This is a genomic window from Paenibacillus monticola (genome assembly GCF_009664975.1).
GTDB classification, from domain to species: Bacteria; Bacillota; Bacilli; order Paenibacillales; family Paenibacillaceae; genus Paenibacillus_AQ; species Paenibacillus_AQ monticola.
This window is the reverse complement of record NZ_WJXB01000009.1, coordinates 1-23,979: the sequence shown is the minus strand read 5'-3', so window position 1 is coordinate 23,979 and position 23,979 is coordinate 1. Positions and strand designations below refer to the sequence as shown.

At 47.9% G+C, this 23,979-nt stretch carries 22 protein-coding genes; 10 read left to right on the top strand and 12 right to left on the bottom strand.

Translation table 11 applies throughout. The annotated features are described in order from the left end of the window. Nucleotides 1–388 precede the first annotated feature (388 nt). Together GJB61_RS20925 and GJB61_RS20920 are read left to right on the top strand one after the other, a co-directional pair. Nucleotides 389–727, top strand: a complete 339-nt coding sequence (locus GJB61_RS20925) for a DUF4870 domain-containing protein (protein WP_154120984.1) — start codon at nucleotides 389–391, stop codon at nucleotides 725–727. Nucleotides 728–828: 101 nt separating this feature from the next. Next, nucleotides 829–1,785, top strand: a complete 957-nt coding sequence (locus tag GJB61_RS20920) for a diacylglycerol/lipid kinase family protein (RefSeq protein WP_154120983.1) — start codon at nucleotides 829–831, stop codon at nucleotides 1,783–1,785. Between the two features lie 128 nt (nucleotides 1,786–1,913). On the opposite strand, the gene GJB61_RS20915 is transcribed toward GJB61_RS20920, so the two are convergent. Genes GJB61_RS20915 through GJB61_RS20900 form a run of 4 tightly spaced genes read right to left on the bottom strand, consistent with a single transcriptional unit; the run spans nucleotide 1,914 to nucleotide 4,498 of the window. Next, nucleotides 1,914–2,492, bottom strand: coding sequence for a xanthine phosphoribosyltransferase (locus tag GJB61_RS20915; RefSeq protein ID WP_154120982.1), 579 nt, complete (start codon nucleotides 2,490–2,492; stop codon nucleotides 1,914–1,916). A 45-nt stretch (nucleotides 2,493–2,537) separates the two neighbouring features. Beyond that, a complete protein-coding gene (locus tag GJB61_RS20910) occupies nucleotides 2,538–2,843 on the bottom strand; it encodes a hypothetical protein (protein ID WP_154120981.1) in 306 nt (101 codons plus the stop codon). A gap of 35 nt (nucleotides 2,844–2,878) precedes the next feature. Continuing rightward, entirely contained in the window at nucleotides 2,879–3,679 is an 801-nt protein-coding gene (locus GJB61_RS20905) for a TrmB family transcriptional regulator (protein ID WP_154120980.1), read from the bottom strand. A gap of 36 nt (nucleotides 3,680–3,715) precedes the next feature. Then, on the bottom strand, nucleotides 3,716–4,498 hold the full coding sequence (locus GJB61_RS20900) for a zinc ribbon domain-containing protein (protein WP_154120979.1): 783 nt from the start codon (nucleotides 4,496–4,498) through the stop codon (nucleotides 3,716–3,718). Nucleotides 4,499–4,703: 205 nt separating this feature from the next. On the opposite strand from GJB61_RS20900, the gene GJB61_RS20895 reads away from it, so the two are divergent. Beyond that, nucleotides 4,704–5,081 carry a hypothetical protein gene (locus GJB61_RS20895; protein ID WP_229522159.1) on the top strand — a complete coding sequence of 126 codons (378 nt, stop codon included), beginning with the start codon at nucleotides 4,704–4,706 and terminating at the stop codon, nucleotides 5,079–5,081. A 199-nt stretch (nucleotides 5,082–5,280) separates the two neighbouring features. After that, a complete protein-coding gene (locus tag GJB61_RS20890; RefSeq protein WP_420819762.1) occupies nucleotides 5,281–6,015 on the top strand; it encodes a GTP pyrophosphokinase in 735 nt (244 codons plus the stop codon). Nucleotides 6,016–6,118: 103 nt separating this feature from the next. Here the strand turns inward: GJB61_RS20890 and GJB61_RS20885 are convergent, their stop codons facing one another. After that, nucleotides 6,119–6,907 carry a hypothetical protein gene (locus GJB61_RS20885; protein ID WP_154120977.1) on the bottom strand — a complete coding sequence of 263 codons (789 nt, stop codon included), beginning with the start codon at nucleotides 6,905–6,907 and terminating at the stop codon, nucleotides 6,119–6,121. Between the two features lie 33 nt (nucleotides 6,908–6,940). After that, on the bottom strand, nucleotides 6,941–10,027 hold the full coding sequence (locus GJB61_RS20880) for a DEAD/DEAH box helicase (protein ID WP_154120976.1): 3,087 nt from the start codon (nucleotides 10,025–10,027) through the stop codon (nucleotides 6,941–6,943). Between the two features lie 308 nt (nucleotides 10,028–10,335). Between GJB61_RS20880 and GJB61_RS20875 the strand changes: the two genes are divergently transcribed. After that, the gene (locus tag GJB61_RS20875; RefSeq protein WP_154120975.1) at nucleotides 10,336–11,010 is read left to right on the top strand and encodes a hypothetical protein; all 675 of its coding nucleotides are present in this window, start codon (nucleotides 10,336–10,338) and stop codon (nucleotides 11,008–11,010) included. Between the two features lie 49 nt (nucleotides 11,011–11,059). On the opposite strand, the gene GJB61_RS20870 is transcribed toward GJB61_RS20875, so the two are convergent. Further along, nucleotides 11,060–13,510, bottom strand: a complete 2,451-nt coding sequence (locus tag GJB61_RS20870; protein ID WP_154120974.1) for a glycoside hydrolase family 31 protein — start codon at nucleotides 13,508–13,510, stop codon at nucleotides 11,060–11,062. A 171-nt stretch (nucleotides 13,511–13,681) separates the two neighbouring features. Between GJB61_RS20870 and GJB61_RS20865 the strand changes: the two genes are divergently transcribed. Beyond that, nucleotides 13,682–14,440 carry a TspO/MBR family protein gene (locus tag GJB61_RS20865; RefSeq protein WP_338115998.1) on the top strand — a complete coding sequence of 253 codons (759 nt, stop codon included), beginning with the start codon at nucleotides 13,682–13,684 and terminating at the stop codon, nucleotides 14,438–14,440. Nucleotides 14,441–14,514: 74 nt separating this feature from the next. Here GJB61_RS20865 and GJB61_RS20860 read toward each other — a convergent pair whose 3' ends face one another. The 5 genes from GJB61_RS20860 to GJB61_RS20840 all read right to left on the bottom strand — a co-directional run bounded on the left by GJB61_RS20860 (nucleotide 14,515) and on the right by GJB61_RS20840 (nucleotide 18,825). Next, nucleotides 14,515–14,895 (bottom strand): RidA family protein, encoded by a 381-nt coding sequence (locus tag GJB61_RS20860; RefSeq protein ID WP_154120973.1) that lies wholly within the window; start codon nucleotides 14,893–14,895, stop codon nucleotides 14,515–14,517. Nucleotides 14,896–14,973: 78 nt separating this feature from the next. Further along, nucleotides 14,974–15,639: an oxidoreductase gene (locus GJB61_RS20855; RefSeq protein WP_154120972.1), complete on the bottom strand. Its 666-nt coding sequence runs from the start codon at nucleotides 15,637–15,639 to the stop codon at nucleotides 14,974–14,976. A 20-nt stretch (nucleotides 15,640–15,659) separates the two neighbouring features. Further along, nucleotides 15,660–16,934, bottom strand: a complete 1,275-nt coding sequence (locus tag GJB61_RS20850) for an MFS transporter (RefSeq protein WP_154120971.1) — start codon at nucleotides 16,932–16,934, stop codon at nucleotides 15,660–15,662. A gap of 104 nt (nucleotides 16,935–17,038) precedes the next feature. Beyond that, nucleotides 17,039–18,451 (bottom strand): sensor histidine kinase, encoded by a 1,413-nt coding sequence (locus GJB61_RS20845; RefSeq protein ID WP_154120970.1) that lies wholly within the window; start codon nucleotides 18,449–18,451, stop codon nucleotides 17,039–17,041. A gap of 107 nt (nucleotides 18,452–18,558) precedes the next feature. Next, complete coding sequence (locus GJB61_RS20840) at nucleotides 18,559–18,825, bottom strand: hypothetical protein (protein ID WP_154120969.1); 267 nt, start codon at nucleotides 18,823–18,825, stop codon at nucleotides 18,559–18,561. A 497-nt stretch (nucleotides 18,826–19,322) separates the two neighbouring features. On the opposite strand from GJB61_RS20840, the gene GJB61_RS20835 reads away from it, so the two are divergent. The 4 genes from GJB61_RS20835 to GJB61_RS20820 all read left to right on the top strand — a co-directional run bounded on the left by GJB61_RS20835 (nucleotide 19,323) and on the right by GJB61_RS20820 (nucleotide 23,898). Continuing rightward, nucleotides 19,323–20,219 carry an FMN-binding protein gene (locus tag GJB61_RS20835; RefSeq protein WP_154120968.1) on the top strand — a complete coding sequence of 299 codons (897 nt, stop codon included), beginning with the start codon at nucleotides 19,323–19,325 and terminating at the stop codon, nucleotides 20,217–20,219. A 49-nt stretch (nucleotides 20,220–20,268) separates the two neighbouring features. Continuing rightward, nucleotides 20,269–22,155: an FAD-dependent oxidoreductase gene (locus GJB61_RS20830; protein WP_154120967.1), complete on the top strand. Its 1,887-nt coding sequence runs from the start codon at nucleotides 20,269–20,271 to the stop codon at nucleotides 22,153–22,155. A gap of 296 nt (nucleotides 22,156–22,451) precedes the next feature. Further along, on the top strand, nucleotides 22,452–22,901 hold the full coding sequence (locus GJB61_RS20825; protein WP_154120966.1) for a hypothetical protein: 450 nt from the start codon (nucleotides 22,452–22,454) through the stop codon (nucleotides 22,899–22,901). Nucleotides 22,902–22,917: 16 nt separating this feature from the next. After that, nucleotides 22,918–23,898 (top strand): polyprenyl synthetase family protein, encoded by a 981-nt coding sequence (locus tag GJB61_RS20820; protein ID WP_154120965.1) that lies wholly within the window; start codon nucleotides 22,918–22,920, stop codon nucleotides 23,896–23,898. Nucleotides 23,899–23,979: the final 81 nt, after the last annotated feature.

Below are 23,979 nucleotides of genomic sequence, written 5' to 3'. Positions count from 1 at the left end.
GCTGAGCGTTGTAAGGTGACTATTGAGTAGATCACCTTGACACTATAGTTACCCGAAGAGCCTCTTACTGAATCACTCCTTTCGGGCCTTATCGTTATATTGTATCATATTCCGGCCTAACTTCCACCTTTCCTGATAAAATGTATTACTGGAATTTTTTTTATTTTACAAGCGAAAACGAAAGCACTAGGCTGTTCTATATATATCGGAAGATATTTAGGAAGACTGTAGTCTTCCAGCTATTAGCCGTTATATGGCCATTTAAATCCACATACTTTGTCCGGGCAAATCATAGGCTTCTAAGGAAGAAGGAAAGCCCGGTTGCCAAGCTACAACACCTGACTTAAGTCATCCCCTTCTTCTCCATGCCACAAGGAGAGTGAGCTAATTGTCCCCTTTCAAATCATCTACTGGATTACCCGATAATATTGCGGGTGCACTCTGTTATTTCTTCCCTTTTATTGGCGGCATCATCTTTCTTGCCCTTGAGAAACGCAGCCGCTTCGTGCTGTTCCATGCGCTGCAGTCGCTAATTGCCTTCGGAGTACTGATGATCTGTCATGTCTTGAGCGCTGCCATTCCCCTATTAGGACCGCTACTTGAGGTAATCTTCTCCCTATGCGGCTTGACCGTGTGGCTGCTGATGATTTACCATGCTCTGAGCGGTAGATGGTATAAACTGCCTTGGGCCGGAGAGTTTGCTGAAAGCCAGCTTCACCATCTGTAAGGCAAAGCTCTCCCCTCTTAAAAAGGATTCCCTTTTGGCCCTTCACTCTTTACAATGGAGACAGAACATCCATTGTACATTCAGAGGTTGGAGGAACATACATGTATTTATTTATCATAAATCCCCGCTCCGGCGGTGGTGCGGGGCATCGCACCTGGCTGAGCGTTGAGAAGCTGCTTAAAGAGCGTAAAGTTTCCTATGAGAGCTTATTTACTCATAGCGCAGATGAAGCGGAACAACTGGTAGCAGAGCGGCTGTCGCACCAGGAGAATTGGACTGCAGCTGTCGTCATCGGTGGTGATGGTACCATCCACAGTGTGCTCGGGGCTCTGCGGCACTCACGTGTACCGCTGGCAGTTATTCCCGCTGGCTCCGGCAACGACACGGCCCGCGGCTTCGGCATCCCCCTTACGCTTGAAGCGGCGCTGGAAGTTGCGCTTAGTGACTGTTATCTCGAGTCTGATCTTCTCTCCGGCGCGGACGGATTAACCTTAACCGCCGTAGCCAGCGGCTTCGACGCTCAGGTGTCGGAGAATGTGAATACCAGCTGGTACAAACGGCTGTGCAACGCCATTGGGGCCGGACAGCTGGCCTTTATCATCGGCATCTTGCATACGCTGATAACCTTTAAGCCCTGCCGCGTGAGCGTGGCCTGCGATGGGACAGAGCATGTCTATGAGACGGCATGGCTTGTCTCTATCTGCAACCTGCCTAACTACGGCGGCGGGTTCTTGATCTGCCCGCAGGCGAAGGCCGATGACGGCCACCTCGACGTCTGCGTCGTACACGGGTGCAGCCGCTGGCAGCTACTGCGGCTGTTCCCGACGGTACTGAAGGGCAGGCATGTGACGCTGCCCTTCGTGTCCATGCTGCGCGGACGTAGCGTAGCCGTCACCTTCGCGCAGGCGCGTCACGCCATTGGCGACGGCGAGAGCCTTGGCACCGAGCCGCTAGCCGTGCGCTGCGAGTCTGGAGCGCTGCGCGTGCTCTCCCCGCAGGCCGTCAGCAGCGTTCTGGCTGCGGCCGGTACTGCAGCATCCTGCCAAGCGAGCGGCTAGGCTGGGAACCCGCAACTGAAGCAGGGTCCTCTGGACTTGTTGCTTCAGTTACCCTGAACAGCAAAAAGCAAGCTTCCAGAGATCAGGAAGCTTGCTTTTTGCGTTCCATACTTGTTTACATTAAAAGATTAATCCTCTTCTACGAATAAGATTACTCCATCCTCCAGCGAGGCGATCCGTACGAGCGACTCCACACGGTAGCCAGCTTCCTTCAGCAGCCGATTTCCTGGCTGGAAGGCTTTTTCGATCACAATCCCAATTCCAACAACCGTGCCTCCTGCCTGCTCCACAATACGGGCAAGACCGAAGGCTGCCTCACCGTTTGCCAGAAAATCATCTACTATCAGCACACGTTCGCCAGAAGCAATGAACTTTTTGGAAACCGTAATTTCATTACTTTCTTTTTTCGTAAAAGAATAGACCTTCTCCACAAAAATATCTTCCGTCAGAGTCAGCGATTTCTGCTTACGGGCAAAAATCAACGGCACCTCAAGCTCCAGTGCTGTCATAATCCCCGGAGCAATACCGGAAGACTCAATGGTCAGCACCTTAGTAATCTCTTCACCCGCAAAACGGCGGGTAAACTCGCGGCCCACTTCACGCATCAGAAACGGGTCCATCTGGTGATTTAGAAAAGAATCCACCTTGAGCACGCCTTGACCGAGTACAATACCTTCATTAAGTACCTTTTGCCTCAATAACTTCATATGTGCTCACTCCTTCTCCCCGCAAATGGACCCATTCTTCCTAGGCTACAACCCTGTTGGCTTCTGCGGCAACAAATTACCCACAATTGTTTTGAGATTATGATCCTCTTTATAATTGTCTTTGCCATTATCGAAGCTAGTGATACGGATCTCCGAAAAAGGATCTCCGGGATTCAACGGCTTAAATATCAGCTTCTCCCGATCCTCCAACCTCACATTAAACTTCATTTCCTTAAACATATCGATTAGCTGAGTTTCGCCCGGTGTTTCTCCATCATCCAGAAAAAGCAGGCCGCGTAAAGGCTTGGGTCCATCCTTATGCTGCACTTCAAAATGAACGATACATTCCATGCTTGTCACCTCCCTAAATTAGTTTCCTTCATTCTTTATTCTTCATCTTCATCCTGCATAACATATTTACCATATATATGGTTGTAACGCTCACCATAACGCTTCTCCAGCTCGGCGCCCATATCCTGCTCCAGCTCAAAAAGCACCATTTCCTGTGTAAAGTGGTTGAGTAGCAGCTCGATCAACACGGAATGCTCCGTTACTACCGCTTGTGCTGTTCCGTCCTCATAACGCATGCCCAGCATACACCAGCTGCGGTCAATCACGAAAGAGAACTTTCGTCCGTCACTCCGCCGCTGCTTGTCTCCCAAAGGAGGCCAAGTCGGATAGGGAGCAGGAACAGCATTCCCGCCGTCGAAGGCCCAGAGCAGCTTCACTCCCCGTAACTCAGCCTGTTCAAGCTCACTGCGCAGAAGCGAGGCTTCCTCCCGCCACATATCTACTACAATTTCCTGCTCAGCCAGATTTAGCTGACGAACCAAAGCGCCCAACACATTGCGATCGCCCTCCACGTTATAAAAAGAGGGGCTGACCGGGCCACCGCGCGGCATTTCACTTTCCATATAAGCGAGAGAGGCTTGAACCCGGCCAGAGATCATGGTAGCCAGCTCATCCGGGTTCAGCACACTATAACGTGCTGGCTCCCCTTCTCCACATCTTACGTATCCTTGCTGAGTCAAGCGCTGCAGCGCCGCATATACATTAGACCTTGATACTCCAAGCTGTTTGGCTACCTCGTAACCCGAAGCCTGACCTTTAGTGGCCAGCTCCACCATGATTTTGGACTCCATCTCTGTGAAGCCCAGATTACGCAGATGCAGCAGCAGCTGTTCCATTCTTGTTGTCCCCCTAGCTGACTGTATAACTTTACTCTAGATTTGCTCCGAGCCGCAGCGAGAGCACCACATCGAGCCCTTAGGCAGATCAGCCCGGCAAATTTGGCACTTCACCAACTCCCGAACTCCGTCACTCTCGCTGTCTGCAGCTTCTTCCACATGTTCTGTTGCCTGCCAGTCACGAATACGCCGGTCAAGCTCAAGTTGTCTCTCCCGCTCACGTTCCAGCTCATCGGCCTGACGTCGCCCGCGTTCGGAATCTTGGCTGTTTCCCGTATAATCCTCAATGGGCTGCTCAACATCCGATTTCAGAACCTCAGCATAAGCAGCTTGTTGTTCCGGTCTCATGGCCAGTTCCTTCTCCTCATCCGTTAGTTCGTCCGCGCCGTAGTATTGGTCCTCGTCCTCATCTACAGGCACCACTTGTACGGTAACCGGTGTGGGCGGTACCTTTCTAGAAGTCACGGGCTCCTCCAGCTTCCGTCCGCAGTTCGGACAAAAGTTGGCATTCAGGGCAACAACATACCCGCATGTGCATAGCCGCTCATTCTTCAGCTCGGCAATTCGTGAGCGCAGGCCTTCGATCTTCTCCTGCAGCTTATTGCAGGTACGTGACAGCTCTACCATTTTGCCTTCGGCCACAGACATATCTCTTGAACGGTATCCCTCGTAGAAAAGCTTTCCCATTTTGACAAATTCAATTTCCATCTCACGCTCGATATCGGAAATATGGCCATTCAGCTTACCGACCTCTACGGAGTTTTGCGCTTTTTCGGAAACTCGATTGGCACCATCTTTGATACGTTGGATTAAATTCATTGTAGTTCCTCCTTCTCCACAGTAAGAACAGGGTCGAGTGACAGCCCCAAATCCTAATTAAGGTAACTCTTTATACGCCCCCTCTGTAACGGAAACGTGTTACTATCATACCAAATGTATCACACAGATTCATAATTTGTCGTTCCGTGTATTAATAATAACTATGATTATGACGAATCTTACAAGAAGATGGGAGGAAGTTATCTTGCCAGCTAATGAATTAAAAAAGCATTATTTCGTGTCCGTTAACCATGGCCTGATTCAAGAAGTACGTAATGACTCCAATGAATTTGATGTGTTGTTAACAGCGGATGAGCTTACCACTCTGCAGAATCTACTCGACAATCTGCAGAAGGGTGATGAGTATGCCTTCCGCCGCGCTTTTGTGCCCTATAAATCTGCTGACCATGATGAAGCCATTGACCAATTCGATGAACAAACCATTCAATTATTTCAATATTTGCGTCAGCATGGCAGCATTGAGACTCAGCAGACCATTGATGAGCTCGGTGTGCTGGCCAAACTCAGAAACACGGGATATCAGGATAAAGGCTACGATGGAGGCTCCCCCACCAACAAATAATGATATAACCTGTTCTTAGCTTTATGTGCAGTTATACGTCTTTCCCTTAAGAATGTTTCCATAAAGTCTTTGTGCTGCACTTTCTGCAACCACTGTCCCCGGCCCGAACATTTTTTACGTTTGAGTCTTATTTTGCTTCTGGAGCTCTATATCGGTTAAACTGGTGTAGTCACCAATAACGTAATTCGGGAGAGTACCAGTGGAAGAACATGACAGCACACAACCTGCACTTAATCAGCTACAGATTCACGTTAAAGATCTGCAGCAGTGGCAGGGCAATGAGGATTTTGCCAACCAGGCTGAGGAATTCAAGGCATTACCGGCGCTCTATCGCCACGCTCTAAATGACCTGCAGAATAAGATCGATGTTATCAAGACAGAATGGCAAATCCGCGATGGCTTCAGTCCGATTGAGCATATCAAATCCCGGATTAAAGAGCCCAAGAGCATCCTGCAAAAGATGCAGCGCAAAGGCTATGAATTCAGCCTTGAGAATATGGAACTACACATACACGATATTGCCGGCATGCGGATTGTATGTGCATTCGTCAAAGATATATACCGTCTAGTAGATCACCTAAGTGTACGCGAGGATATTCGTGTATTGGAGATTAAAGACTATATCGCTTTTCCCAAGCCTAACGGATATCAAAGCCTGCATGTTATTGTGGCGATTCCGCTCGTCTTGATGGAGGGTACTCGCTGGGTCAAAGCCGAGATCCAGCTGCGCACTCTGGCTATGGACTTCTGGGCAAGCATGGAGCATATCCTGTATTATAAATTCGATAAGCAGCTCCCTCCTCATGTGGCGGAAGAGCTGAAGGAAGCCGCAAGGGCTGCCGATGAACTGGATCAGAAAATGCTGCGCCTGCGCCGTGAAATTCTCGAACTCACCGAGGGAGACAGTTTCGGCAACGGACATCGCAACAGCTAAATTAACTCTGTTTCTTGTACGAAATAAAAAGGCAGTCCTGCAACAGCTCAAGCTGGAACGGACTGCCTTTTTGGATTGCCTTCTTCTGAAGAGATGAGCTGGATCACCGCTTGGGCGAATGGCCCGCTCTTCCCGCAGCAGCTTGAGCCACACGCTGCATAATTAGGGTCAATCCCTCCTGTACTCTTGTGGTCTTAGGCAGCAAAGCTGCCCAATCCTCTGTTGCAACCGCTACAACAGACAGAGATGGGAAGGGGCGTGCCTCTATCTCATGGAATAGGGGGCCAGGCTGGTGAAGCGAGCCTTCAGCAGCAGCTTCCGCCAGCCATTCGCCTGAGGAGACCGCCGGACCTTTGCGTTCCAGTCGAGCCAGCTCTGCCGCCAGCCCACTCGTCGGTGTTGTTCCTACATCATCAGCAGTCTCGTTTTCTTCTTCAGCCCATAGACTAAATATACCATCAAGAAGTTCTGCTTTGGTTAATCCTCTAAGCGCAAGGGCCAGCAGGGGTTCCTCAGCCAGTCTTTTCTTGACCTGCTTCAGAGCTTCCTCCATATTCCCTCCTCCTGCTTGATCGAAGGATGCGTGCGCAAGCTCGGTATCGGTAGGCAGAAGCTCCAGTTCGTTAAGTCCGCTCAAGTGTCCCTGAAGCAGCGCGTACATCTCATTAGGGCTGAGTGCCAATCGCCGCAGCACTTCCTGTCTCCGGGTAACCGGCCAGACCGGAACCTTCAAAGAGAGAGGTTGGCCTGCCTTTGTTCCCTGCAGAATAGCCGGAGCGTCACCGCTGTTTAATATAGTCTGTGGGACCACCGCTTTCCCGGATAGCGGTATCCATGACGCTTTTAACACACCGGGGATAACTTCCAGCCGTAGCTCCAACTGTCCACTCATTTGTAGATCCCTCCTGTAACTCATATCTTCCCTTTACATCCAGTCCTGGCCCTGCAGCTCAATAAGCTCCTTGAGTTCATGGTTGGACATTTCGGTCAACCAGGTTTCACCAGAGCCCACAACCTGCTCGGAGAGATTCTTTTTACGTTCAATCAGCTCGTCAATCCGTTCCTCCAGCGTTCCTTGGCAGATCAGCTTGTGAACATGCACATTCTTATTCTGGCCAATCCGGAAGGCCCGGTCTGTTGCCTGATTCTCGACTGCCGGATTCCACCAGCGGTCATAATGGATCACATGGTTAGCACGCGTCAGGTTCAACCCTACTCCCCCGGCTTTAAGGGAAAGTACGAAGAATGCGGGGCCCTCCCCCTCCTGAAAAGCATGTACCATCTCATCGCGTTCCCGCTTCGGAATTCCGCCATGCAAGAACAGTGGAGCTGAGCCGTATCGCTTGGTCAGTCGGCTGACCAGCAGTTCACCCATTGCTACATATTGTGTGAAGATCAACGCAGACTCGCCTAGCTCGGCAATATTGTCAAGTACCTCGAACATCACTTCCATTTTGCCGGATTGTTCGTTGCGCTGACCGCGTCCTTCCTCTTTCCGGAAGAGCTGAGGGTGATTACAAATCTGTTTCAGCTTCGTTAGAGAAGACAGAACCAGTCCGCGGCGAGCCATTCCGGAGCGCTCACCGATTACACCGAGCATTTCATCTACGACTCCCTGATATAACGCGGCTTGAGTTTCCGTCAAAGGACAATAGGACTTCAGTTCCAGCTTCTCCGGCAGATCCTTGGAGATGTCCGGATCGCTTTTGAGCCGGCGCAGTAAGAATGGAGATACCAGACGATGCAGCTCCCGCAGCCTTTCTCCGCCTTCGCCCGAAACATACCGCTGGCGGAAGGAGTGATAAGTACCTAAATAACCTGGGTTTAGAAAATGAAAAATGGACCAAAGCTCACCAAGCCGATTCTCTACTGGTGTGCCTGTCATGGCAATTCGGTGCGGTGCTGACAGCTTCATCACGCTTTGCGCCTGTTTGGTGCGATGATTCTTGATGTACTGCGCCTCATCCAGCACTACTGTGGACCAGTGGACACCCGCTAAATCCTCACTATCCCGGCCGGCCAAATGGTAGGTGGTTAACACAATATCATGGCTTGCTGCCAGATCCATAAAGCTTTCTCCACGCATACGTCGTCCCCCATGGTGAATATGCACTCTAAGTGAAGGGGCGAAACGCTGCAGCTCCCGCTGCCAGTTGCCCAGCAGTGAGGTCGGACAAAGAATCAACACCGGACTCTGCGCTTCCTTGGGAGGACCAGTCAGCGCACGGTCGAGCAGACAGGTAATGACCTGTATCGTCTTGCCCAAGCCCATATCGTCAGCTAGACACACACCAAAACCCAGTCCACTCAGGGCAGTCAGCCACTGATAACCCCGCTCCTGATAAGGTCTTAGGGTACCCTGTAGGCTATCTGGTACAGTGCGTACCGGAAGATTACGCAACACATCGCCGCGCATCAGCGAGGCCAGCAATCCAGACGTTTCCATGCCTGTAACAGACATACCCTTCCAGAGTCGGTCCTCACCATCCTCGGCTTCCAGCCGCATCCAGTCTGCTGCGGACATTTCTCCGCTTTCATGACGCTTCATATATTTAAGAACCTGACGAATTTCCTTCGGATCTACCTCAATCCATTCCCCACGGAAACGTACAAAGGGCACACCCGCTTCAACTAAGGCATTCAGTTCCTCTTCAGTGATGGATGATTCTCCAAGGGACGCCTCAATACGGAATGAAATTAGTGCTTCCATACCAAGAGCCACCGGTGCAGGGCCGTCTGTTCCAATCTCCAACGGCTGCATCTGCATCTTCATGCCAATCCTACGGCGTCCCTCCCGACTCCAGCGAGAAGGCATCTGTACCGTTATTCCCCGGCTAGTCAATTCCTGTACACTTTCCTTCAGAAAGTAATACAGGCGTTGAGGCTCCAGATCAACACCATCCGGAGCCGGCACAGACAGCCCACGCTGAATATCCGGTGATACCTTCGCAGCTCGCCCCAGTACTGTAAGAAGCTGCTGCTGAATGTTACGGTAGCGTTTCCCCCATAACGTGAATTCCCGTTCCTTACTGCTCCAGACCGATTTTGCCGGAAGCCAGAATTCGCCTTCTTCTCTACTCTCTGCCCAGAAGGTTAAGCGCCAAACCTCGCTCTCGTCCCCTGGTGGCTCCAGACGCAGGCCAAGACCCAGCATTCCACTCCGCGCTTCCTCTGTCTGGGAATGGGGCATTTCATTGCCAGCCGTCTCGTTGACGGTGGTGAGCAGCTCGGTTACCTCTGCCGGAGTCCCCTGCACGGGAATATCACGACTGCCCGTGAGCAGACTATTCCACCATAGCTCCGTCAAAGGAGAGCGACCACGGCGATAATTAACCTTATACGGCGTCAGCTCACCTTCGATGCCTGCGATAACCCGCTTAATCTCCGCACTCATCACAGCTTGTAAAAAAGAGTACAGCACATAGCCTCCAGCCTCTTCACGCGAGGACAAATCACCAGCCTCTGCAGTATGAGTTCCCAAGGCAAGTACCGGCATGGATGCCGCCAGCTGCAGAAAGATTTCCTTATCCTCGGGGTTGCGAAAAGCAGGAGACCAGCAAGCCGTAGCTGCCTGTTCTCCTCCACGGCGGCGCGATCCCACGGGACGCGGCGGTAAAGCTCCCGGTGTAATTCCACCTTTGCCCATTAACTCCAGCGCAAAGCGGGTTACAGCAGCCCAGTACCGCAATTCACCACCTGGCTCCACTCCCTGACTTAAACATAGTGATTCATCCCAGGACAAAAGCAGTTCAAAAGCATCCTGAGGTACCAACGCCAATCCTTCAAGCGTTCGCCCAGGCAGCACACGCCGCACCGGTTTTCCTTCTACAGGAGGAACCGGATATTTCACTTCCGCCAAACGCAGCGCAGCACCCGTAAAAGGACGCAAGCCTCCCCGTAGCTCCAGCCTCTTGACCACACGGGTCCAGGCATCTACCTTCGGCTCTGAAGTTTCGCCGGAGAAGCAGAATAATACGTCCCCTAACCATATTGCATACAGATGCTTTGTCATCGGTGATCTCCTGTCTTTTAAGCAAGTAAGAAGAAACGGCTTTGCCATCCTTCTTTTGGATGGCGTCCGTCAAATACATATTGAAGCTATATAAATGAAACGGACGTCCTAGATACCATCGCAGCACTCGAACGCTCCTATATTTCCAAATGGATTTATCTTCATCTCTTCATCTTATACGAAAAAGCCCTGATTTAAAAACGTTTCTGCACATTTTCTGTAGATTTTAGCAGAAAATAAAGCGATTACCTCGAGTTAGGCCTCAATCTCATGTTATAATTGAGAAAATTTTACAGGAGTCGTGATTTATGAAGCATGGAACGCCTCTCATTAAAAGCAAACGTTCTTTAATTATCGCACTGATACTTTTTACCGTAATGATCGTATTTAGCATCCGCTACCCAGGTCCTGATACTCTGCTTGATGCTCTGTTGCGTTCCTTAGGCATCCCACTTTATTCACGATCGGCTTCTGAAACCGGACTCCATTCCTCAGGTATCTTCCTGACAGTTCTATTTATTGTTGCCCTTTTCTATTTGAATAAAGCGATCTCCAGACATCGCCTTGTGCTATTTTTTGCTGCCTTTATATGTTTAAATAGTGCTCCAGACTGGCTAGTTATCGGTTATCAGCATTATTTTGCATCCAGCATCTATGCGGTGGGACTTGACCCACACCAAGTTAATTGTAACTATGTATGGATTGAGCAACAGCTTAGCGGTAACTGTCAGTTACCCATCAAGAACCACAGCAAGGATGCAATAACAGTTCAGGCTGTACTCGAGCTCCCGATCGACTCCTTCTACCCAGTAGCTCAAGAGTCCATCCTACTATCTGACCTTGTACTGCAGCCTCGGGCGGACAATTCCTTTCATAAGGAGTTCAAGCTTGCCTTAACAAGCAATGAACCATTTAGTGGGCAGATCAACGGAGCATTTAAGATCACCCTCAGTGACGGACAGCATGCCCGAGTTTGGAAATAAATTAAGGGCTACCCTCTTCAGGACAGCCCCTTCCCACCAACATATTGAATTATCCCTTCTCCGCACTAATCATAAACTCTCCGCCTTCAGGAGCATCGCCCACCTGCACAATAATTCCACCCTTGTTTCCCTTTTGTACCCATCCTTCGCGACCATCCTCCAGTTGCTCCATGCTTATCTGTGAAAGTCCGCTTACAGCAGCTATTGTAAAGAAAGGATAACAGAGGGCAAACCGCAACACATCTCTATGCGGCTCGTAATCACGAAGGAGATAGGACCAACTGAGCTTTATGCTTGCTTCATCTCCGACTGCTTTTACGGCCAGCTCAGAGTAACGACCTCTCCTGTAGCCGAAGCTATGTCCGTCATCCTCATACAAGGTAAAGGCAGCATTGAAACCTACCTCAGCCTTCGCTCCATACAAATGAACAATGACCAGCTCGCCCGTCTCTTCCATTGCATATTGCTTCAGCGGACCTTCCGCTATAAAGCTGCCTGCCTTAATGTACATCGGCATAATATGTAGCGGTGCTGCAGCCAGGATGTGACGTCCCCCTTCATTAACCGTTCCATCCCAGTAGTCAATCCATTGCCCTTCGGGCAAATAGACGGAACGGTGATCGGTGTCCGGACGGTATATGGGAGCAATCAGCACAGATTCACCCAGTAAGAACTGGTCACACAGATTGGTCACATGCGGGTCGCGTGGATACTCCAGCACGAGCGGACGGATCACCGGCATTCCAGTCTGCTCCGCCTCATGAAACAGGTTATACAAATATGGCATCCAGCGGTAACGAAGGCCGATGAATTCTCGCAGAATCCCTTCGACCTCTTCTCCAAAGGACCAAGGCTCCTGACGCATCGTTCCGATCGAAGAGTGATTACGACAATACGGGAAGAAGACACCCATTTGCGTCCAGCGTACCAGCAGTTGTGCTGAGGTGTGGTGGGCAAAGCCACCAATATCCGGCCCTGAAAAAGCCAGCCCGGATAACCCCATATTAAGCACCATTGGGATGGCCATGGCCATATGCTCCCAGAAGCTGCGGTTATCTCCCGTCCATACAGCCGCATAACGCTGAATCCCCGCATATCCGGCTCTTGTCAGTACGAAAGGACGCTCACCCTGCAAATGCTCTGCTAAACCCTCATAGGTGGCCTTGGACATCATCATGCCATATAAATTATGATACTCCTCATGTGTTACCGGACGCCCATTGTTGAAATGCATCACATCCAGATCCATTGTTTTGGTATCGTTAAATACCGCTGGCTCATTCATATCATTCCAGATTCCCTGAATCCCAAGGTCCGTATAATATTTATGGAGATCGCCCCACCATTCAGAGGTTCGGCTATCACTGAAGTCAGGAAAAACGCTAATTCCCGGCCATACTTCACCTAAGAAAATATCCCCCTCCAGCCTGCGGCAAAAATGCTTATCCAGCACACCTTCCTTGTACACCTTGTAATTGGGATCTTTTTTCACTCCTGGGTCCACGATCGGAACAATCCGCACCCCAAGCTCCAGCAGCTCAGCCATCATCTTCGCCGGCTCTGGAAAGTTAACAGGATCAAACGTAAATACCCGGTATTCGTCCATATAGTGTATGTCGAGATAAATAACATCGCAGGGAATCCGCTTCTCGCGGAAGGTTCGAGCCAGCTGCAATACTTCTTGCTGGTTCATATAACTGTAACGTGACTGATGATAACCTATGGCCCATTTTGGCGGAAGAGCGATCCGTCCGGTTAGCGAGGTATACCGTTTCACAACATCTTTCATTTCGGGACCATTGATAAAATAAATATCCAAAGCTCCGGTAGCGCAGCCAATCGTAAAGGCCACCCCATGGGAACGCATATCAAACTCACTGCGGCCCGAGTTATCCAGAAACAGTCCATAGGAGAGTTCGTCGTGCATATGAATGAGCAGCGGAATCGACTCATAGAGGGCTTCGATTTCCGGTAAATGTGGTGCGAATACATCGGTATTCCAGTTCGTGTAGTGTTCCCCGCGCTTGTCCAGAAAGCTCGATTTCTCACCCAATCCGTAAAAATGCGAGTCTGGCTGCATATCATATTCGGCATGATTGGCACCGCGCGGATTCCAACTGGTCAGGTTTTGTTGCATAATAACCTTTCCCTGGACATTCTCCACCCGAATAATGAATGTTTTCTTCTCCAGAAAGAGTGTGATCGCACTGGTCGTGAAGATCAGCTGCTCCTCCGTCTCCTCCACAGGGAATAAATGCGGAATACAGCTCTCAACCAGTACTGCTGCTGTCGTTGTTAAATCAGGCACCCGATCGCGGAATACCTTCATGCGAAACATTTCATCACTCAAAAAAATAAATACAATGCCGCCGCACTCCCCACGGCAGATATAGATATTCTCTGAACGTTCCCAGGAAACTATACTGCCCGGGGTATTCCAAGTCTCCTTTATCACCATCGGACCCATTTTCTCAGGACGAATCGCCTCGCTGCTCTCCATTAACCTGCCCTCCCTTTGGCTTTTACCGCTGTTAATATTACATATTACCCCGCAGTGCAGGTAACCTATCCCAAAAGATTATGACCTGTAAGTCATTTTTCGGAATAATAGTCTTAAGTCGTACCAAAGCGGGTATATTCTATATATAACTAAGCTTAAGGAGTGAATAATGTGAGCCGCACTAATCCTTTTAAATGGTGGAACCTGCTGTTCTTTCTCGCTATGATTACTGTAAATGTACTCTCTATAACGTTACCATTGGGTGGGAACAATACCGCTGAAATTTCGGACATGTATTACACTTATTTAACACCTGCAGGATACGCTTTTTCAATCTGGTCACTGATCTATCTGCTCCTAGCCGGGTTCGTCATCTATCAATTCCGTCCAGCTGCAGGTTCCAATAATGCTATAGAATCGATCGGCATCTGGTTTATCCTCAGCTGTATCTTTAATATAGGTTGGCTCTTGCTCTGGCAGTATTTGTATATCGAACTGTCGCTGGTGGCCATGATATTTTTGTTGTTTACACTTATTATGATCTACCAGATTTCACGACGTATCCTAAATCCTACCCGTGGTGAGAAATGGCTAATCCGCTTACCCTTCAGCATCTATCTAGGCTGGATTTCAGTAGCCACTATCGTTAACGTCAGTGTGGTTTTGGAGAAAAATAATTGGGACGGATTTGGCCTTAGTGATCCCACTTGGGCTGTTATTATGCTCTGTGTAGGTACACTGCTCGCGGTTGCAGTCAGTTACCCTAACCGGGATAGCGTCTATCCACTGGTATTCGTGTGGGCTTACATTGCCATTGCCCTGGAACACAAGGATGCTAACAATGTCTATATAACCGGTCTAGTTGCCGCCGGACTCCTGCTTCTCTATAGCATCTGGCTGCTCCTGACTCCACGCCGCAACAGGTACTGAAACAGAAATATCCCCCGTTGGCTCAGCTTACAAGTTGAGCAACGGGGGATATTATGAAGCCTAAATCTACTATCTTATTTCTTGCGGGCAACCGCTTCAATTTCCACGAGTCCGTCTTTAGGCAGACGCGCAACCTCAATGGCACTTCGGGCTGGATAAGGTTCTGTAAAAAAAGTGCTGTAAACTTCGTTAACGACCGCGAAATCATTCATATCCTTAAGGAATACCGTTGTCTTCACGACATGATCCAATGAAGCTCCAGCTTCTTCGAGGATAGCCTGAATATTACTGAGGGCCTGACGGGCTTGCTCCTGCACGCCTTCTACCAGTGTTCCTGTCTCCGGGTCTAGTCCTAGCTGGCCTGAAGTATATACCCAATTACCAGTAGCCACTGCCTGACTATACGGGCCGATGGCTCCGGGTGCTTTTGTTGTAGCGATCTGCTTTTTACTCATATTTCTGATCCTCCCCAAATTGTGTACATTTCTTCACTACCGACATTGTACGACTAGCACTCCGCCAAAAGCAACTTCCTAACGTTTACCAATCACGTGTATCACTTCATTAGTATACATATGTACACCATGGGTATCCGCAAGCGCGATATTCACCATTGCCCTGGCCACTATTGCCGCTGGTATCCCCCGGTATTTGGCCGCCTTGCCAACCATCATGAAATCCAGAGCTTTCATCACCCTGCTTGCAACCCGCTCACCCAATCTGAACTCCTCGCGCTTACCCAGCAGCAGGGAAGGCCGAAACAAATGTAAGCCTTGAAAACCTACAGCAATTAATCCATCCTCAGTCCGGCCCTTGGTTCGGGGGTAGAAGCTGCGCGATTTCGCATTGGCTCCCATCGAGGATACCGCCAGAAACTGCTTCACTCCATGATCTTTGGCAAGCACAGCAGCCTCCAGTGGATACTGTAAATCCACGCGCTCGAATTGACTTTGCGAACCGGCTTTTTTAATAGTGGTACCCAGACAACAAAAGACAGCATCTACACCCTGGAACTGCTCCTTATATTGTGAAAGCTGCTCCCAATCCACAACGGTTTGCTTTAGCTTTGGATGTTCCAGCGCCAGCGGACGCCTCACGAGCACACGGACCTCAGCCCAGCCTGCACGGCTTAGCAATTCCTCCGTAAGCGCACTGCCCACCAAACCGGTGGCTCCTAGTACCATTGCTACCCTTGACATGGTAAAACTCCCTTTCACTTCTATTCATCTCTGAGAATACGCCGGCCCTGCACCAGCACCAATACAATCATCAGGGTACCGATGACCAACTGCATACCGTACACCTGAGTCCAATGCGGCCAGTGCTTGATCACTTCGTAAACCCTACCTCCAATAAGGGGTCCGAAAAAGGAAGATAGACCCGTGAGCGCCGCATACATGGCCATATACATCGGACGCTCCTTCTTAGGTGTGTCTCCGATAAGAAAGTTGAAGGCCAATTGGTTGAACCCGCCCACTCCGACACCAAATACTATATGCGCCGCAAAGAGAACAAGCAGCATTGGAAGAACGGACAACAGCCCCCAAAGCAATGAGGAAACCGCAATAATTGGCAATGTCCAGAACAGCAGACGCTTGTTGCTGTATTTGGCATTTAGATTGCCCCAGACATAAAAGCTCGCCATCATAAAGAGCGTCTGAGCCACATTAAGCAAGGATAACGTCTCATAATTAATATGCAGCAGCTGCAGCATGACATAGGAATAAAGAGGAACGGTCACGTTCTGCAGCAGCAGCCAGGCGGCGAGGAACAAGGTCGACTTCATAAACAACTTATCATGAAGCGGCTTTTTAAACATGGGCAGAAACTTAATCTCTTCGGATTTCTCGAAAGGCACATCCGGGTAAAAGAAAAATACGACCACGTTCGTCATAGAGAAAATCCATACAACAATATAAAGGATGAGAAAGCCATGCCCTCCAGGATAACGGTCCAGAATAACTCCGCCACCATACAAGACCAAACTCCCCAGAGCATTCAGCAGGGTATTCCGAATCCCAAAATAACGCCCCCGTACACGCGAGGGAACAAGATCGCTAATCACTGAACTCCACAGCACACCACTGACCGTGTTGACAATAAACGCCATAGTGTACAAGCCAATAAAGGCTATAACCCAATATTGATGCGGGAATATAAATGGAACAAGTCCTGTAGAACCCCAGAGCACCCTCTGCAGTCCGATAAAGGTAACCATGGCCCATTTGCGGCTCGGCAGTTTTTGAATTAGAAAGGCTACACCTATCTGCGCAATATTAACAAGGGTCGTCAGTGCCAGAACAAAACCAATCTGGCTTGACGTAGCTCCTAAATACAACAAGAATCCTGTCAGGAACTGCCCTTGAAGCAGTACCTGAAAGATCGTTGCCGGGATTCCCTCAAATGTAGCTATCCGCAAATTCTTACGATGTATTGAGGCTTTACGGCTAAGCTTCGGACGGCTAGTCGACGGCCTCCTTCTCATGATGTTCATACGGACTATAACACTCCTTCGATGCGGCTTTGGCTTCATTCTACTCAGCATCACTCTTCTGTCAATACGCCAAAACCACAAAAAATGTTGGAGTCTCTAACCGCTTACTTTGATGTGCCTTCAAGGGGTAAATATAGAGAGAATAAGCTCCCCTTTCCTTCCACGCTCTTCAAAGTAATAAAACCACCGAGAAGTCTGGCCAGATCATTGCTGATTGACAACCCTAGCCCGGTCCCGCCATACATTCGGCTAATTGTGCTGTCCGCCTGCTGAAAGGCTTCAAAAATAATCGTGTGCTTCTCCGAGGCAATCCCGATCCCACTGTCTTGCACGTCAAATACGACCCAGCGCTTGTCTACAGCTCCTGCTCTTTTCTTCTCTACTCGAATAATTAGCGAGATGTGGCCAACCTTCGTGAATTTAAAAGCATTAGAGAGCAGATTGCGAAGAATCTGCTGTACTCGTTGCGGATCTGAAGTTAATGTTAACGGTACATCTTCATTTAGAACAATATTAAATTCCAGCCCCTTCTGTCGGGCCATGACATTAAACTGCAAAGCAAGGAGCTCCGGTACTTCACTAACATTCAACTCCTCATTTAATATATCCAGTTGACCTGCCTCTACCTTGGATAGATCCAGGATATCATTAATAAGCATCAGTAGATCCTCGCCTGAACGATGGATAATCATTCCGTATTCCACCATCTCATCCTCACTGAGTGAGGAATCCTTCTCTTCAATTAACTGCGATAAATTAATGATACTGTTTAGTGGTGTTCTAAGCTCGTGTGACATATTCGTCAGAAACTCAGATTTATATTGAGAAGCCTTCATTAATTGCTTTGCTCTTTCTTCAAGCACAATTTTATTCTTGTGCAGCTCCTCAGTCTGAGCAGACAACATTTTGTTTGCCCGCTGGATCTGTTCATTACGCATCATTTCCAGTTGGAAGTCGCGGATAATAAGTGCAAATAGCATGCTGAGAATTAAACCGGCTGGGAAAGTAACTGGCATTATCCCAGTTATGTACTCTTTGTCAGGTATAACGCCAAAGGCAATGATATTAAGGGCATTGACTAGATTTACGATGAGTATTATAGTAAGCCCTTTGTTCACTATAGTTGAGGTAGAACGACGTACCCAGAAGCTGAGCGCTGCGCAGACAAACCCCAGAATGGACAAATTAAGAGTTCCTACTACTGCAGCTTCGTTAACCCCGAAGGTTAATCGCGCTAGCCCGGTTCCAACACCTATCATTATAAGTATAAAGGGTTGTGGAAAAGCCAAAGTAGAGATGATTAGCGGCACAAACCGCAAATCAAAAATCACATGTTCATCCAACCTATAGCCAAAAAACATACTGCTCCATCCCGCGAATATCGTCAAAAGTACCCAGCAAATCTTCTTCATCTGTTCAGGTGCATTAGTGATCGTAAATTTATATATCAAATTTGCCAAATAGGCTAAGGTAATTAACACCGCCGTATTCACGAAAAATATTTTCAGATATTCCATAGATTCACTCCTGTTACACATAGTAAATTGCAATTCTTATCCACCATATTACCATAATAATAATGATTCAAATCTACAAGACCATTATTACAGAAGAAAAGCGCAAATCAGATACGATTTGCGCTTTTCTTCTGTAACGAGAACCAGGATTTTATGGGATTCCAACGCCTTTTAGGCAGGTCTCCCGTAATGTTCCCTTGCTTCTGTGTTGCAGTATCCTCTTCAGGGTCACACTCGGCTTCTGTCCACGTCTCAACAGCCGGAAGCATATAGTACCGGGGATGGTAGGTGCAGAACATGTCTCCTTGCTGTGTAAGCACCCGATCAGCGTTGATTTCAATAATTCTGCCTGCCACCACATGAGATTTGTACATAGACATCGCCTCTCCTTAAGAAATGTCATTACCCTGCCTTGAGGCTTTATGGTCAGCAATTATTATGAATTAAGCACTTTATATTCTTTCTTTTATATTACCCCGCTCTATTTTGAGTGAATCCATTTCCTGCATACTTACTTTCAAGTATTAAGTCACTTTTTGTCACATAATAGTCTATAATATTAGCTATCAATATATTTTAAAATTTGATATGATCCATATGTAAAATAATTTATCATTTTTTTAAGTGATTATTTTCACATGCCTTATCTCCTTCCTTGTGCTAAAATGCCATCGAAGAAGAACTGAGATAATTAAATTTTTTCTTATTGTATGCCGATATATGTCATATGCTTGCTACAAAGTGGGGCTTTGCACCCAAGTCAAAGTGACAAATGTCATTTATAAAGTGATTTTTATCACTTCTATTTACTATTAAAATGTTTTACATTTTAATATATATATTTTAAACTATTTTTGGAGGTCATATCAAAATGAAAAAAGCTTCTGTAATCTTGTCGAGTGCCCTTTTACTTGGAGTACTCGCTGGTTGTGGCAACAACACAAACAACGCCCCAGCCGCAACTAATGCCCCTGCTGAAACAACTGCACCAGCTGCTAATTCCGCCAATGCTGCAACAGAAACAGCAAAGTACCAAGACGGTACTTACTACGGAACTATTGAAGCTGATGCAGAAACTGGCTGGCAAACTTACGTACTCTTAACTGTAGAAGGCGGCAAAATTACCAAGGCTAACTGGGATGCGTTCAATGTAAAAAATGCTGGCGATCTCAAGAAAAAGGTATCTGAAGATGGTAAATACGGCTTGGTTGAAAAAGGCGGTGCTCAAGCTGAATGGCATGAACAAGCTGCTAAAGCTGAAGCATTTCTAATTGAAAAACAAGATCCAGCTGCTCTTACTTTTGACGCTGAAGGTAAAACTGACGCTGTTTCTGGCGTATCTGTACATGTTAATGATTTTGTAGTTGCTGCTCAAGCTGCTCTTGCTGCCGGTCCTGTTGAAGCTGGTGCTTATAAAGACGGCGGTTACGTAGCTGAAGGTGAAATGGATGCTGAATCCGGCTGGAAATCCACTGTTGCTCTGAGTGTTGCTAACGGCAACATTGTAGCAGTTAAATTCAGTGGTGTGAATGCTGCTGGCGACGATAAGAAACAATATTCTGTAGATGGCAAATACGGTATGAAAGCCGGCGGCGCTACTGCAGAATGGCATGAAGAAATTGCCAAAGCTGAAGCTTACTTCCTTGAGAATAAAGGTGCAGCACCTGCACTTGATGCTGAAGGCAAGACTGATGCTATCTCCGGCGTTTCCATCCATGTAGGCGAATACTTTACACTGGCAGAAAAAGCACTCGAAGGCGCGAAATAATTATTCGCAATTCTCTTGCAGCTAATCAGATGAATGAGGTGAGTTTCTTTTGAAAAAAATAGTCATTTTGGGTGGCGGCTACGGCGGCGTACTCACGGCTAAGAAACTGGCAAAGAAATTTAAGAACAACAAAGAAATTGAAATCAAGCTTATTGACCGAAATCCTTACCACACTCTATTGACTGAGCTGCATGAGGTTGCTGCTAACCGCGCTCCAGAGGATTCGATTAAGATTGATCTCAAAAAAATATTTGCTGGTCTTAAAGTCGATGTCGTACTGGATGAAGTCACTAACATTGATTTCAAAACTAAAAAGCTAACATCCGAAAAAGCAACCTATGCTTATGATTACCTTGTAATCGGCACAGGCAGCAAGCCAACATTTTTCGGTATTCCCGGAGCAGAAGAAAATACTCTTTCCTTCTGGTCATACGATGATGCCGTTGCTCTGAAACGTCAAATCCGTGATATGTACACATTAGCAGCGAAAGAAAAGAATGCAGCGGTTCGCCGCTCCATGTTGACGTTCGTGGTTGTAGGCGCTGGATTTACCGGTGTGGAATTGATTGGCGAAATGGCCGAAAATCGCGATGAGCTCTGCAAAGAATTCTACATCGATCCTTCCGAGGTTCGTCTGGTCGTGGCGGATATGGCTCCTAAGGTTCTTCCGATTCTGCCTGATAAGCTCATTCAGAAAGCTGAAGCTCGTCTTCGCAAGCTGAATGTAGAGATTGTTACAAGCGCAAAAATCACCGAAGTAGGCAAGGGCAGTGTTGCTCTCGGCGAGAAAAACATTGTTGATGCACACACAGTAGTTTGGACAGCCGGCGTTGAAGGTTCCGAACTTGTAGGCACTCTGGGTGATAATGTTCAACAACAAGGTCGCAAACGTATTGTTACGAATGAGAACCTGGAAAGTGTGGATCATAAGAACGTGTACGTTGTTGGGGATAACATTTTCTTTATTCCTGAAGGCGAAACCCGTCCTGTCCCACAGATGGTTGAGAATGCTGAACAAGCCGCTCCGGTGATTGCGACCAACATTGCAGCAGACATCAATGGTACAGCTAAAAAAGCATACAAACCAGGCTTCCACGGTACCATGGTTTCCATCGGTAGCCGTTACGGTGTAGCGAACGTTGGCCTACCAGGCAAGTTCTTTATGCTTACTGGCTTTATGGCGATGTTGTCCAAGCATTTTATCAATATGTTCTACTTGTCCCAAGTTGTAGGTTTCAACAAAGTATGGACATACATGATGCATGAGTTCTTCCATGTTGAGAATCGCAAGAGCTTCTTGGGCGGTTATTTCTCCAAGCGTTCACCTAACTTCTGGATCGTTCCGCTTCGCATGCTGCTCGGTGGCATGTGGCTCTATGAAGGTATCGATAAGTTGAAGAAGATTTGGGAAGATCCGGATAAGATTTTCCTGATTCCAGCCGCACCTTATGCTACTGACGCCGCTTCGGCAGCCAGTGTAGCAGTCGATGCAGTTAAAACTACGGTAGACGCTTCTTCCGCAGCATCAGCAGTTAGTACTGCCAAAGAAGCTGTAGTAGCACTGCCCGTACCTGGATTTGTATACAATATTACTAACTGGTTCATGGATCTAATGTTCTACAATAACGATGGAAGCTACACCTTCTTAGCAAAATGGTTCCAAATTGGAATGGTCTGTGCAGAAATCGTATTTGGTGTAATGCTCATCGTTGGTTTGTTCACAGCAATTTCTTCTATAGCAACTATTGGTATGGCTGTTATGATCTGGTCTACAAAAATGGCTTCAACTGAAATGTTATGGTACACCGCTGCAGCAATCGCTACAATTGGTGGATCAGGAAGCGTGTTTGGCTTAGATTACTATGTCCTTCCGTGGCTGAAGAAGCATTGGAAGAGAATTCCGCTCGTTAGGCGCTGGTACTTGTACACCGACTGACGTTAATCCCTTTGTCACATTATTCATGACTTGATTAGTTAATCATATATGTGATTAGTGTAGAAACAATGTTGTTACAGCCTACCTAATATGGATGTACTTAAGAGTAATGTGTCCCTAGGACACATTACTCTCCTTATTTAAGAAGATGAAAGCATACACTTTATGTCATGCTTTGTTATTATAACCGGCGTCAGCTATAACAGAGCGCCACTATTTTTCTTACCAAATGGTTTTGTAGGGATAATCAGGGGTATGGTTTCTTCCGGCAAAACCGACAAGAAGGAGAGAATCTTGTGAACAGACAACTCATTGAAGATACCTTCCGGTTGCTGCAAGCTGAAATGTCACCGATTGCCGGAATTCAGCTTCAGCTCTCTCCGGCGGAATGTGAGCAACTGCTCTCGGTACTGGAACGCCATGATCTGGAATATAACCGCAAAGTTCATTTGCTGGGTATTCACACCATTCTCACCTTGGCTGCAGAACGCCATATGGAATGCACCCCACATCATCCCGACCTTACTCGCAACATTTTGGATGGAGACTATCTTTACAGCTTTTACCTGCAGTTTGCAGTAAAATACCGGGAGCTTGACCTGGTTGCTTATTTGGCTCCTTCGATCAAAAAAATGCAGATCCGACGGTCAAATGGGGACTTTGCGGAAGAAAATCCGGCTGCTGGAATGGAACAATTCCTGAACCAAGAACGCAGGCAACAGAACCGCACAAGCAAAGCTATTTGACAGGTGGGAACGATACATGAAGTTGCACGAAGCCTTGAATATAGATCTGAATGAAATTAATCGTGAAATCGAAAACCTTGTAGCACGCGATAAAGACGTACCTAAGAAGTCGCAACTGGCACAAAGTGTTCTCGAACTCGTCGCTTCTGGCGGCAAACGACTTAGACCGCTTATGGTTATTGTGGGCAGCCGTTTTGGCCGAAAGCCCACAGGGCGCAGGGCGCTTCAATTATCTGCCGCTGCTGAATTTATTCATGCCGCCTCCCTTATTCATGACGATATCATTGATGATGCTGAGCTTCGACGGGGTGGCCCTGCCCTGCATACCAAGACTGGTGTACTATCTGCGGTTCATATTGGCAACTACATGTCCGCCCGCGTAATTGAGTTATTGAGCAAGCATACCGGAGACAAAAACCGTTATGTACACGACTTATCCTCTGTTGCCACTGCTCAGCTGTGCCTGGGTGAGTATCAGCAAATGGAACATGCCTTTGATTACGATATTACAATGGATCAGTATTTGGAGAAATCACGAAACAAAACAGCACTGCTCATGGCTACCTGCTTACGTGTTGGCGCATTGTCCACCGAAAGTCCTGAGGAGGTTGCTAATCTACTCTATTCCTTTGGAGAAGCCTTGGGGATGTCCTTTCAAATTCAGGATGATCTGCTCGACTTCACACAATCTACAGAGGTCCTTGGTAAGCCAGCGGGAAGCGATCTGCGCCACGGCCAAGTAACCTTGCCTGTACTTTATGCCCTTCAGGATTCTGAACTAGCCTCTGACATCCGTAAAATTGGTCCTGACTCTTCTGATGCTGAAGTAGTGCATGTGCTGAATCTGATCAACCGCAGCGATGCCTTGGCCCGGGCTGAAGAGATCAGCCAGGACTATCTGGAGCAGGCCGCTGGTATCGTGCAGGAACTCTCTGCTTACCCAGCGCACGCGGATCTCGAGACGCTCCTGCAATACTTTGCCGGGCGCGACCGATAAGCCTGTAGCCCCGCCCATACTTCTAAACAACAAAAAAGCGGATACCCCATCTCATGGGTCGTATCCGCTTTTTTGCATGCT